The following is a 12216-nucleotide window of genomic DNA, read 5'->3' as shown; positions in this document are numbered from 1 at the left end:
CGCCTCAGAACCTTTCGGATCGACGCGCACCTATCGAAACGGTCAGACATTCGTACTCTCGATTGCGTATGCTGAACCGCCAGCTCCGGCTATCCATTGCACGGTCTGACGCATGCCGCATTCGACTCCGCTGATCGCCACCATCGTCGGTGGTCTCGTCCTGGCGTTCATCTTCGGCGCCGTCGCGCAGCGTCTGCGCCTGCCGCCGCTGGTCGGCTATCTCGTCGCCGGCGTCGCCATGGGGCCGAACACACCGGGCTTCGTCGCCGACCAGAACCTCGCCGGCGAGCTGGCCGAGATCGGCGTGATCCTGCTGATGTTCGGCGTCGGCCTGCATTTCTCGCTCAAGGAGTTGCTCGCCGTGCGCAGGATCGCGGTGCCGGGCGCGATCGTGCAGATCGCCGCGGCGACCGCGCTCGGGGCGGGCCTCGCGCTGCTGCTCGGCTGGCCGCTCGGCGCGGGCCTCGTGTTCGGTCTCGCGCTGTCGGTGGCCAGCACCGTGGTGCTGCTGCGGGCGCTGCAGGACCGGCGCCTGCTCGACACCGATCGCGGCCGCATCGCCGTCGGCTGGCTGATCGTCGAGGACCTGGCGATGGTGCTCGCGCTGGTGCTGATTCCGGCGCTCGCCGCGGCATTCGGCGACGGTGGCGCTCCGGGCGCGGCGTCGATCGCCGCGACGCTCGCCGTCACCATCGGCAAGGTCATCGCCTTCGTCGCCGTGATGCTGATCGTCGGCCGCCGCGTCATTCCGCGCATTCTCGACTGGGTGGCGCGCACCGGCTCGCGCGAGCTGTTCACGCTGGCGGTGCTCGCGGTCGCGCTCGGCGTCGCGCTCGGCGCGGCGTATCTGTTCGACGTGTCGTTCGCGCTCGGCGCCTTCTTCGCCGGCATGATCCTCGCCGAGTCGCCGCTCTCGCACCGCGCCGCCGAGGAATCGCTGCCGCTGCGCGACGCTTTCGCGGTGCTGTTCTTCGTCTCGGTCGGCATGCTGTTCGATCCGCGCATCGTGCTGCGCGCGCCGCTGCAGCTTCTCGCGACGCTAGCCATCATCATCATCGGCAAGTCGATCGCCGCGTTCGCGATCGTGCGCGCCTTCGGCTACACGCGCGCCACCGCGATGACGATCGCCGCCAGCCTGTCGCAGATCGGCGAATTCTCGTTCATCCTCGCCGGGCTCGGCCTGTCGCTGCACCTGCTGCCGCAGCAGGCGCAGGACCTGATCCTCGCCGGCGCCATCCTGTCGATCCTCTTCAATCCGCTCGCCTTCGCGATCGCCGAGCGCCGCCAGCGCAAGGCCGAGCCGCTGCTGTTGCCGGCGGCGCCGCCGGACGCGCCGCCGTCCGCGGCGCAGCCGAGCCTGAAGACCACGGCGCTGCAGGCGCACGCGATCGTCGTCGGCTATGGCCGCGTCGGCAGCATCGTCGCCGCCGGCCTGAAGGCGGCCGGCGCGCCGTTTCTCGTCATCGAGGATCGCGAGAAGCCCGGCGCCGCCGCGCATGCCGACGGCGCGGAGCTCCTCATCGGCAACGGCGCCGAGCCGCGCGTGCTCAAGGCCGCCAATGTCGCCGGCGCCAGCCATCTGTTCGTCGCCATCCCGCAGAGCTTCGAGGCCGGGCAGGTCGTCAAGCAGGCGCGCCAGGCCAATCCGCAACTCGTCATCGTCGCACGCGCACACTCCGATGCCGAAGTCAGCTACCTCCAGCAGTGCGGCGCCAACATGACGATCATGGGCGAGCGCGAGATCGCGCAGGCGATGCTGGAAATGGCGGTGGTTCCGGCATCGCGGCCGGCGGACGCGCAGTTCGCATGAGCGCGGCCGGAACAGATCTGGCTCGCGACGTCGCCGATCCGCTCGGCGCGGCCCTCAAGCGCTGGTTCGGCTTCGACCACTTTCGGCCGGGCCAGGAAGCGGTGGTGCGCGACGCGCTGGCCGGTCGTGATCTTCTGGCGATCATGCCGACCGGCGGCGGCAAGTCGCTGTGCTTCCAGTTGCCGGCGCTGCTCAAGCCGGGCGTGATGCTGGTGGTCTCGCCGCTGATCGCGCTGATGCAGGACCAGGTGCGGCTGCTGTCGGAGATGGGCATCGCCGCCACGTTCCTCAATTCGACGCTGGGCGGCGCCGACGCCGCGAACCGCATGGCCGGTCTGCTGCGCGGCGATTACAGGCTGCTGTATCTCGCGCCCGAGCGCCTGCTGCTGCCGGAGTTCCGCGAGGGCTTTCTCGCGCGGCTGACGCAGGCGCAGGGCATTTCGGCGATCACCATCGACGAAGCGCATTGCGTCTCCGAATGGGGCCACGACTTCCGCCCCGAGTATCGCCAGCTCGGCAGCCTGCGCGCGCAGTTTCCGGACGTGCCGATGTTCGCGTTCACCGCGACCGCCACGCAGCGCGTGCGCGGCGACATCGTCGCGCAGCTGCACCTGCGCGAGCCGGCGATTCACGTCGCCAGCTTCAACCGGCCGAACCTGTATTACGCGGTGCGGCCGAAGACGCAGCAGACCTATCAGCAGCTGCTGGCCCTGGCGCGCGACGGCGGCTCGGGCATCGTCTACTGCCTGTCACGGCGCCGCGTCGACGAGCTGACGGTACGCTTGCGCGCCGACCGCATCCGCGTCGTGGCCTATCACGCCGGCCTCGACGCCGACGAGCGCCGCGACAACCAGGAGCGCTTCATCCGCGACGACGCGCAGGTCGTCGTGGCGACGGTCGCGTTCGGCATGGGCATCAACAAGCCGGACGTGCGCTGGGTCGCGCACTACGATCTGCCGCGCACGATGGAAGGCTATTACCAGGAGGCCGGCCGCGCCGGCCGCGACGGCGAGCCTTCGCGCTGCATCCTGTTCTTCGGCATCGGCGATATCCGCACCGCGGAGTTCCTGATCGCGCAGAAGACGCATCCGGAGACGAGCCTGCCGCTCGAACAGGAGCAGCGCGTCGCGCGCCAGCAACTGCGCCAGGTGCTCGATTACGCCGAGTCGCACGAGTGCCGCCGCGCGATCCAGCTGCGCTACTTCGGCGAAACCTTCACCGGCAACTGCGGTGCCTGCGACAACTGCCTCGAAGCCAAGGTCACCGAGGACTGGACGCTCGAGGCGCAGCAGCTGCTGTCCTGCGTCGCGCGCCTCGCGCAGCGCGGCGAGCGCTACGGCGGCGCGCACGTGATCGACATCCTGCGCGGCTCGGAGAACCAGAAGCTCGTCGATCGCGGCCACCAGCAGCTCAGCACCTACGGCATCGGCAAGGCGCGCTCGCAGGACGAATGGCGCGCGCTGCTGCGCACGCTGCTGCACCAGGGGTTGCTCGACGAGACGACCGACGGGTATCCGGTGCTCAGGCTCGCCGCGGCGAGCCGCGAGGTGCTGAAGGGCGAGCGCCGCGTGCTGGTCGTGCCGCCGCCGGCGCGCGAGACGGCGGCGAGCCGCAAAGCGAAGGCGAAGAAGTCGGCGGCCGCGGCGTCGCTGCCGCCGGACGAGCAATCGCTGTTCGAGCAGCTGCGCGCGCTGCGCAAGCAGCTCGCCGACGCGCAGAACGTGCCGCCCTACGTGGTCTTCAACGACGCGACCTTGCGCGAAATGGCCGAAAGCCAGCCGACCGATCTCGACGCTTTCGCCGACATCAACGGCGTCGGCAGCCGCAAGCTCGAACAGTATGGCGAGGCGTTCGTCAAGACCATTCGCAGCTTTCGCGAACGCGGCGGCGCCAGGCCTTAGAATCCGACCCGACCGCTGAACCCGCGGGCCGCGGCCCGCCACGATCCTCAGACTTTTCATTCCATGAGCACGACCCCGAACGATACCGGCCTCGACACCGAACGCCTGCCGCTGCGCGTCTTTGCCGAGAAGGCCTACCTCGATTACTCGATGTACGTGGTTCTCGACCGCGCGCTGCCGAACGTCGCCGACGGCTTGAAGCCGGTGCAGCGGCGCATCGTCTATGCGATGTCGGAGCTCGGCATCAACGCCACGTCGAAGCCGCGCAAGTCGGCGCTGACGGTCGGCGACGTCATCGGCAAATACCATCCGCACGGCGACAGCGCCTGCTACGAGGCGATGGTGACGATGGCGCAGCCGTTCTCCTACCGCTATCCGCTGGTCGACGGCCAGGGCAACTGGGGCTCGCAGGACGATCCGAAGTCGTTCGCCGCCTACCGCTACACCGAATCGCGGCTGACGCCTTACGCGCAGACGCTGCTCGCCGAAACCGACCAGGGCACGGTCGACTGGCTGCCGACCTTCGACGGCTCGCGCGAGGAGCCGCGCCTGTTGCCGGCGCGTCTGCCGAACATCCTCGTCAACGGCACGACCGGCATCGCCGTCGGCATGGCCACCGATATCCCGCCGCACAACATCCGCGAACTGGTCGCCGCCTGCCTGCATCTGCTCAAGCATCCGAACGCGCACATCGAGAAGCTCTGCGAGTTCGTGCCGGCGCCGGATTTTCCGACCGGCTGCGAGATCGTCTCCGAGCCGCACGATCTGCTGAAGGTCTACCAGACCGGCAACGGCCAGATTCGCGCGCGCGCGCGCTGGGAGCGCGACGAGGACGGCAACATCATCGTCACGCATCTCGGCCACCAGGTGTCGCCGGCGAAGATCCTCGAGCAGATCGCCGAGCAGATGCGCGCCAAGAAGCTGCCGCTGGTCGAGGATCTGCGCGACGAGTCGGACCACGAGAATCCGACGCGGCTGGTCATCGTGCCGCGCAGCAACCGCGTCGACGCCGAGCAGTTGATGGCGCATCTGTTCGCCACCACCGATCTCGAGAGAAGCTATCGCGTCAATCTCAACATGATCGGCCTCGACGGCCGGCCGCGCGTCAAGAATCTCAAGGAAATCCTCTCGGAGTGGCTGGACTACCGCTTCGCGACGGTGACCAGGCGACTCAACCATCGCCTCAACAAGCTCAACGAGCGCCTGCACATCCTCGAAGGCTTGCTGATCGCGTATCTGAACATCGACGAGGTGATCCGCATCATCCGCTTCGAGGACGATCCGAAGGCCAGGCTGATCAGCACTTTCGCGCTGTCCGACGCGCAGGCCGAATGGATCCTCGACCTCAAGCTGCGCCATCTGCAGAAGCTCGAGGAGATGAAGATCAAGGGCGAGCAGGAGGAGCTTGCCGCCGAGCGCGCGCGTCTCGAAGAGTTGCTCGGCGACGACGACAGGCTGAAGAAGCTGATCGGCGAGGAGCTGAAGGAAGACGCCAAGAAGTACGGCGACGAACGCCGATGTCCGATCAACGCCAGGCCGCCGGCGGCGGCGCTGGAAGCGGCCGAGATCATTCCGGCCGAGCCGGTCACCGTGGTGCTGTCGAAGGCCGGCTGGATCCGCGCCGGCAAGGGCCACGATCTCGATCCGACCGCGCTCAGTTACAAGGCCGGCGACGAGTTCGCCTACGCCGCGCAGGGCAGGACCAACCAGCTGCTGGTGCTGCTCGACCACAAGGGCCGCAGCTACACGCTCAATCCGCGCGAACTGCCGAGCGCGCGCTCGCAGGGCGAGCCGGTGACGACGCGCCTCGACATCCAGGACGGCGGCCGCATCATGGGCCTGATGATGGGCGAGGCGGGCGAGCGTCTGGTGCTCGGCAGCGACGAGGGCTATGGCTTCATCGCCAGGCTCGGCGATCTCGAATCGCGCCTCAAGGCCGGCAAGGCCGTCATTAACCTGTCGGCGACGGCCAGCGTGCTGCCGCCGCTGCGCGTCGGCGACGTCGGCCAGGATCGCTATGCCCTGGCGACGGCCGAAGGCCGCCTGCTGGTATTCCCGCTCGCCGAGCTGCCGGAACTCGCGAAGGGCAAGGGCAACAAGCTGGTGGCGCTGAAGGGCGAAGACCGCATCCTGGCCGCCTGCGTGCTGCCGCCTGACGCGAGCCTGACGCTGATCTGTGGCAAGCGTACCCTGACCTTGAAGCCGTCCGATCTGACCCACTACAGTGGATCGCGCGCCAGCCGCGGCAATCATCTGCCGCGCGGCTTCCAGCGCGTCGACAGCATGCAGGCCGAACCGAAATCCTGAATCCGCGCTTTTGAACCACTGCCTTGAAATCGGGGTCCATGGCCCGACTTTAAGCGGGGACGGGTCCGTTAACAGATGCTTTCGCGAAAGGCGCGAAGGCATCTGACAACCGATCCCGGGCCCTTTGACTGAGAAGGCTTTCCATCCATGAAAAGAGTGTTGCTGTTCCTGGCGACCAACCTCGCCATCGTCCTCGTCCTGAGCGTCGTCACCTCGCTGCTCGGCGTGAACCGCTGGTTCGCCGCCAACGGTCTGAACTACCAGGCGCTGCTGGTGTTCTGCGCGGTATTCGGCTTCGGCGGTGCGTTCATCTCGCTGGCGCTGTCGAAGACCATCGCCAAGTGGTCGACCGGCGCGCAGGTGCTGACCGAACCGCGCAACTCTTCCGAGATGTGGCTGCTGCAGACCGTCGAGCGCCAGGCGCGCGCCGCCGGCATCGGCATGCCGGAAGTCGCCATCTACGAAGCGCCGGAACCGAACGCTTTCGCGACCGGCATGAGCAAGAACAGCGCGCTGGTCGCCGTGTCGACCGGCCTGCTGCGCTCGATGAGCCAGGACGAGGTCGAAGCCGTGCTCGGCCACGAGATCAGCCACGTCGCCAACGGCGACATGGTGACGCTGACCCTGATCCAGGGCGTGGTGAATACCTTCGTGATGTTCCTCGCGCGCGTGGTCGGCTATGTGATCGACCAGGCCCTGTTCCGTCGCGGCGAGGACGAGCGCGGTCCGGGAATTGGCTACTTCGTCACGGTGATGGTCCTCGAACTGCTGTTCGGCATCCTCGCCAGCATGATTGTCGCCTGGTTCTCGCGGCAGCGCGAGTTCCGCGCCGACGCCGGCGGTGCGCATCTGGCCGGCAAGCGCAAGATGATCGCCGCACTGGAGCGTCTCAAGCTCGGCCACGAGCAGTCCTCGCTGCCGGCCAACATGACGGCGATGGGCATCAGCGGCGGCCAGCTCGCCAAGCTGTTCGCGACGCATCCGCCGCTCGACGTGCGCATCGCCGCCCTGCAGAAGGCAGCTTGATGCACATCCGGCGCAAGCCGGGGCCATCCAAGGCGCCGACTTTCAAACCGGCATAAAAAGGCGGCCCAAGGGCCGCCTTTTTCGTCGCCGCGCGTTTTACCGCGCGGTGCCGACTTCGGCCGACAGCAGCACGACCTCGGGCTCCTGCACGTGGTAGCCCTGGATGAAGTTGACGCCCATCTGCCAGAGGCGCGCCATGACGTTGGCATCCTCGATATGGCTGACGATGGTTTTAATCTGTTTCTGCTTGGCCAGATCCATCAGCGCCGACATGCGCTTGTGCGTTTCCTTGTCGCCGAAGTTCTTGGCGTACGACTGGTGGAACTTGAGGAAGCGCACGGGCAGGTGCTCGATCATCTGCGCGGAGTTCGAACCGACGCCGAAATGCTCGATGGCGAACTGCGCGCCGAGATCGCCCAGCGCCTTGGCCAGCAGCTTGGCCTTGCGGATATGGTTCTGCAGCACCAGCTCCTGCAGTTCGAAGACCATCTCGCCGGGACGCAGCGGCCGCGCCTTGAGCTGCTCCTGCAGCCAGGCGATGAAGGCCTCGCTGTCCTTCAAGGTGTCTTCCGACAGCTTCACGAACAGGCTCGAGGCTTCCTGCGCACCGTCGCGCTTGGCCTGCATCTTCAGCGCGCGCAGCACGACCCAGCGATCGATCGCCGCCATCTGCGCCGAGCGTTCCGCGGCCTTGATGAATTCGGAGGCGTGCACCTCGCGGCCTTCCTCGTCGATGACGCGGACCAGCACGTCGAAGTGCTGGCGGGTGTCGCCCTCGAGGCTGGCGATCGACTGGTAGGCGAGTTTCAGGCGGTTGTCGGCGAGCGCCTTGCGCACCATCTCCGCCTTGCGTTCGAGCTCGCGTTCCTGCAGCGAATGCTGCGCGGTGGCGCCGAGATTGGCGAACTGGCGGCCGCCCTTGGCCGACAGCGCGCGCGCCGCGCGTACCAGCTCGGCGGCGATGGCGCTGGCCTGCTCGCTGCCGCTGAAGGGATAGGCGACGACCGTCAGCGCCAGATGCGCTTCGTGGCCGGCGGTGTTGAAGATCTGCTTGCCGGTCTCGCGGATCAGCGCTTCGCCCCACTGCTGGATCACCCCCGCATCCCTCTGCGTCACCAGCGCGGCGAGTTCGTGCGTGGAGAAACGGAAAACCTGGTCGCCGGCGCCCAGCTTGCCCTTGATCCAGTCGAGCAGCTGCAGCACCGCCTGTTCGGCGTCGTGCAGGCCCAGCTGCTCCTCGAGCGCGGCGTAATGGTCGATGGCGATCAGCACCGCGGCGCGCTGCTGCTTCTGCTGGGCGGCGCCGGCGATCGCCGCGCCGAGATTCTCGAAGAAGGGCAGGCGGCCGGTCGGCGCCACGGCCGCGGTGTCGGGCGTGAGCTGCGCGGCTTCGGCGCGGATCAGCATTTCGATCAGCTGCTCGCCCTCGCTTTCGCTGACGGTGAGACGGGCATTGATGGCGACGCGGCGGCCGTCCGCGTGCAGCAGGCAGCAATCGAGCGTGCGGTTGTCGGTCTTGCCGCGCAGCAGCAGCTTGATCTGCTCCTTGACCTTGGGCACGAAGTCCGGCGCGACCAGGTCCATGAGCGGCGTGCCGATCAAGGCCTCGCCGTCGTCGTGGCCGAGCAGGTGCGCGAAAGCGGGGTTGGCGTGCGCGAGGATGCCTTCCTGGATGTGCGCGACGGCGTCGTTGGTGCCGCTGAGCAGTTCGTGGTGGCGCGATTCGAAGATTTGCAGGCGCTTCTGCGTGGCGCGCAGCTCGCGCAGATGCTGATGCGCGGCGATTTCGCGCAGCGTGACCAGCTCCAGATGACGCAGGTGGCGCAGGTCGTCGTAGGCGACGTGGTCGCGTGCGCCGGTCGCCATCGCGGCGACGGTGTCTTCGGGCGCGAATTGCGGCGTCAGGAGCACGACCGGCAGATCGGGCGCGAGGCGCCGGCACAGATCGACGACGTCGCGCAGCGGCGCATCGGCGAGGCCGTCGGCGCACAGCACCAGGTCCGGCGCGCCGCGGCGCAGCGCTTCCTCGACGTCCTCGAGATCGGTGACCCAGGCGGTGCGCAAGGGGTGGCCGGCATTGCGCAGATAGCTCTCGATGCGCTTGGCGATGCTTTCGGAATCGCTGATCACCAGCGCGACGTGCCCGCTGGCCTGGTTGGCGGCGGGCGGCGTGGCGGTGATCAGGGAGACGGCGGAAGTCGGCATCAGGGGGCTCAGCGCTTCGAGGGCCACGGGCAGGCTCTCTTCATAAGGCCGGAAGCGCGTGCGCCGTAAGGGGTGCGCGACGAGCGGCGGCGCCCGGCGCCCGAGCGGCGCCCGGCGCCCAGGGCGGACCGTTTCTCGCGCTGCGGTGATGAAGGCGTCATGCCGATTCCCCGTATTGTCGTTCTGGGCCGGTCACAGCCGTCGGGGCCCGGTGTTCAGGGCGAAGGCGCGGACCGTTCCCAATCGATCCAGGTCTTCGACGGACGGCCGGCGATTTCGCGGACCAGTCTGGGCAGCAGATAGCCCGGTAGCCGCGACGATAACACGCGCATCAGTTCCTGCGCGCGCTGCACGGGCAGGTCGAAATGCGCGGCGCCCTGCACGCGATCGAGCAGGTGCAGGTAGTACGGCAGCACGCCGCAGGCGAACAGGCGCTCGGACAGCGCGGCGAGCGTGTCGGCGTCATCGTTGACGCCGGCCAGCAGCACCGACTGGTTCAGCAGCGCGATGCCGCGCTGGCGCAGCGGCGCGAGCGCGGCACGCACGGCGTCGTCGAGCTCGCTGGCATGGTTGGCGTGCAGCACGAACACCGTCTGCAGGCGCGTGCGGTCGAGCCAGGCGAGCAGGCGGCCGTCGATGCGCTCCGGCAGCACGATCGGCTGGCGCGTGTGCACACGCAGGCGCTTGAGCTGCGGGATCGCACCGAGCGCCTCGACCAGTTCGCCGAGCCGCTCGTCGGACAGCGACAGCGGATCGCCGCCGGAGAGGATCACCTCTTCGATGCTGGCGTCGCCGGCGATCTCGTCGAGCACGGCGGACCATTGCCCGCGCGCGGCGAGCTGCTCGGCATACGGAAAGTGGCGGCGGAAACAGTAGCGGCAGTGCACCGCGCAGGCGCCGGTCGCGACCAGCAGCACGCGGCCCCGGTACTTGTGGATGAGGCCGTCGCGACGCACGCGGTGCAGATCGCCGACCGCATCGATCGCGTAGCCGGGCGTTTCGTCGGCCTCGCGGGTCTGCGGCCAGACCTGCAGCAGCAGCGGATCGCGCGCGTCGCCCTTGCGCATGCGCGCCGCGTAGCCGCGCGGCACGCGCAGCGGAAAATCGCGCAGCAGGGCCGACGCCAGATGCGGCGTCGCCGGATCGAGTTGCAGGTAATCGAGCAGGTCGCGGGGACGGCTGAAAGCCTCGCGCAACGCGCGCTGCCAGGCCGGCGCGCGCGGCTCCGCAGGCTGGTTGTTTGGGGGGGGCGACGGTATCATTCAGCGATTATGCCGTCCCCGGCAAGGCCGCAGCCATCCGTGGCTGCGATCTTCAGCGCAAGAGCCACTCCACTCCATTCGCAGCAATCCTATGGCAACCGTCAGCACCAATGAAATGAAGGCCGGCACCAAAGTCCTGATCGACGGCGATCCGTACTCGGTCATCGACAACGAGTACCGCAAGCCGGGCAAGGGCCAGGCCACCAACACGCTGAAGATCCGCAACCTGAAGACGGGTCGCGTGCTGGAGAAGACGCTGAAGTCGGGCGACAGCTGGGAAGTCGCCGATGTCGAAGACATGGACATGCAGTATCTGTACAACGACGGCGAGTTCTGGACTTTCATGGACCCGAAGACCTTCGACCAGATCCAGGCCGGCAAGGCGGCGATGGCGGAGGCCGCGCAGTGGTTGAAGGGCGAGGAGACCGTGCGCGTCACGCTGTGGAACGAGGTGCCGCTGATCGTCTACGCGCCGAACACCGTCGAGCTGGTCGTCACCGAAACCGACCCGGGCCTGCGCGGCGACACCGCGACCGGCGGCACCAAGCCGGCCAAGCTCGAGACCGGCGCCGTGGTCAAGGTGCCGCTGTTCATCAACGAAGGCGAGAAGATCAAGGTCGACACGCGCACCGGCGAATACCTGAGCCGCGTCGGCAAGTAATTCCTTCGTGAGCGGTGATTCGTGATTCGTGAAACGGCGGACTGGCGTCCGTCGGCGAGCATCGAAACCCTGAGAGCGCGGGCGCAGCTGCTGGCTGCGATCCGCGCTTTTTTCCGGGAGCGCGAAATTCTCGAGGTCCAGACGCCCGTGCTGTCGCGCCACGCGACGGTCGACAGGCACATCGAAAGCTTCGTCGTTTCTTCGCCGGATCACGAAGCGCGAATCACGGATCACGGCTTTTTGCAGACCTCGCCCGAGTTCGCGATGAAGCGCCTGCTCGCCGCCGGCAGCGGGCCGATCTGGCAGATCGCGCCGGTGTTCCGCTGCGAGGAGCAGGGCCGCCATCACAATCCCGAGTTCACGATGCTGGAGTGGTACCGCCCCGGCTTCGATCATCATCGCCTCATGAACGAGGTCGAGGCCCTGCTGCGCCGCTGCGGCGCGCCGCAGGCGATGCCCGAATTCGGCTGGCGCCGCTACAGCTACCGCGAGGCGTTCGAGACCTTCGCCGGCTTCGATCCGTTTGCGCTCGACGCGGCGGCGCTGCGCGAGCGGCTTGCGGCGCGTGGCATCGCCGAGCCAGAGAGTCTCGCGGCCGACGAGATCGCCAGCCGCGATTTCTGGCTCGACCTGTGGATGTCGCATGTCGTCGCTGCGCAGCTCGGCGCCGACGCGCCGGCCTTCGTCTACGACTTTCCCGCCTCGCAGGCCGCGCTGGCGCGCGTGCGTGACGAAGAGCCGCCGGTCGCCGAGCGTTTCGAGCTGTTCTGGCGCGGCCTCGAACTCGCCAACGGCTTTCACGAGCTGACCGATGCCGCCGAGCAGCAGCGCCGTTTCGAGGCCGACCGCCAGTGGCGGCGCACGCATGGCCGCGCCGTGCCGCCTTACGACGCCACGCTGATCGCCGCCCTGCAGGCCGGCCTGCCGTCCTGCGCCGGCGTCGCGCTCGGCATCGATCGCCTGCTCATGCTGCTGAGCGGCGCCGAACGGCTGGCCGACGTGCTCGCCTTCGCCGCCGATCGCGCGTGATTCGGCGCTGCGCGA

General features: G+C 68.1%; 8 protein-coding genes. 6 read left to right on the top strand and 2 right to left on the bottom strand.

The genetic code is table 11. The features are described 5' to 3' along the window. The first annotated feature begins 112 nt into the window (after window positions 1-112). The 4 genes from ybaL to htpX all read left to right on the top strand — a co-directional run bounded on the left by ybaL (window position 113) and on the right by htpX (window position 7044). Window positions 113-1810, top strand: a complete 1698-nt coding sequence (gene ybaL / locus K344_RS0114960; RefSeq protein WP_028081344.1) for a YbaL family putative K(+) efflux transporter — start codon at window positions 113-115, stop codon at window positions 1808-1810. Continuing rightward, window positions 1807-3711, top strand: coding sequence for a DNA helicase RecQ (gene recQ / locus K344_RS21955; protein WP_043114666.1), 1905 nt, complete (start codon window positions 1807-1809; stop codon window positions 3709-3711). Before ybaL ends, recQ begins: the two co-directional genes overlap by 4 nt. 63 nt (window positions 3712-3774) lie before the next feature. Then, on the top strand, window positions 3775-6018 hold the full coding sequence (parC, locus tag K344_RS0114950) for a DNA topoisomerase IV subunit A (protein WP_028081343.1): 2244 nt from the start codon (window positions 3775-3777) through the stop codon (window positions 6016-6018). 147 nt (window positions 6019-6165) lie between these two features. Then, the gene (htpX, locus tag K344_RS0114945; RefSeq protein WP_028081342.1) at window positions 6166-7044 is read left to right on the top strand and encodes a protease HtpX; all 879 of its coding nucleotides are present in this window, start codon (window positions 6166-6168) and stop codon (window positions 7042-7044) included. A 96-nt stretch (window positions 7045-7140) separates the two neighbouring features. Here the strand turns inward: htpX and K344_RS0114940 are convergent, their stop codons facing one another. Both K344_RS0114940 and epmB read right to left on the bottom strand, forming a co-directional pair. Further along, a complete protein-coding gene (locus K344_RS0114940) occupies window positions 7141-9249 on the bottom strand; it encodes an EAL domain-containing response regulator (RefSeq protein ID WP_028081341.1) in 2109 nt (702 codons plus the stop codon). A 215-nt stretch (window positions 9250-9464) separates the two neighbouring features. Continuing rightward, window positions 9465-10511, bottom strand: a complete 1047-nt coding sequence (gene epmB, locus K344_RS0114935; RefSeq protein ID WP_028081340.1) for an EF-P beta-lysylation protein EpmB — start codon at window positions 10509-10511, stop codon at window positions 9465-9467. Window positions 10512-10602: 91 nt separating this feature from the next. Between epmB and efp the strand changes: the two genes are divergently transcribed. Both efp and epmA read left to right on the top strand, forming a co-directional pair. Next, window positions 10603-11172: an elongation factor P gene (gene efp / locus K344_RS0114930; protein ID WP_028081339.1), complete on the top strand. Its 570-nt coding sequence runs from the start codon at window positions 10603-10605 to the stop codon at window positions 11170-11172. A gap of 24 nt (window positions 11173-11196) precedes the next feature. Beyond that, window positions 11197-12201, top strand: a complete 1005-nt coding sequence (gene epmA / locus K344_RS0114925) for an EF-P lysine aminoacylase EpmA (RefSeq protein ID WP_028081338.1) — start codon at window positions 11197-11199, stop codon at window positions 12199-12201. Window positions 12202-12216: the final 15 nt, after the last annotated feature.

It is taken from the genome of Solimonas soli DSM 21787, assembly GCF_000474945.1.
GTDB lineage: Bacteria > Pseudomonadota > Gammaproteobacteria > Nevskiales > Nevskiaceae > Solimonas > Solimonas soli.
The sequence above is the reverse complement of the archived record's forward strand: the minus strand, read 5'-3'. Positions and strand labels throughout refer to the sequence as shown.

Excerpts from the sequence above, each read along its gene's own strand:
- epmB (WP_028081340.1), bottom strand. The coding sequence starts at position 10,511 with ATGATACCGTCGCCCCCCCCAAACAACCAGCCTGCGGAGCCGCGCGCG.
- recQ (WP_043114666.1), top strand. The coding sequence starts at position 1,807 with ATGAGCGCGGCCGGAACAGATCTGGCTCGCGACGTCGCCGATCCGCTC.
- efp (WP_028081339.1), top strand. The coding sequence starts at position 10,603 with ATGGCAACCGTCAGCACCAATGAAATGAAGGCCGGCACCAAAGTCCTG.
- ybaL (WP_028081344.1), top strand. The coding sequence starts at position 113 with ATGCCGCATTCGACTCCGCTGATCGCCACCATCGTCGGTGGTCTCGTC.
- parC (WP_028081343.1), top strand. The coding sequence starts at position 3,775 with ATGAGCACGACCCCGAACGATACCGGCCTCGACACCGAACGCCTGCCG.
- htpX (WP_028081342.1), top strand. The coding sequence starts at position 6,166 with ATGAAAAGAGTGTTGCTGTTCCTGGCGACCAACCTCGCCATCGTCCTC.
- K344_RS0114940 (WP_028081341.1), bottom strand. The coding sequence starts at position 9,249 with ATGCCGACTTCCGCCGTCTCCCTGATCACCGCCACGCCGCCCGCCGCC.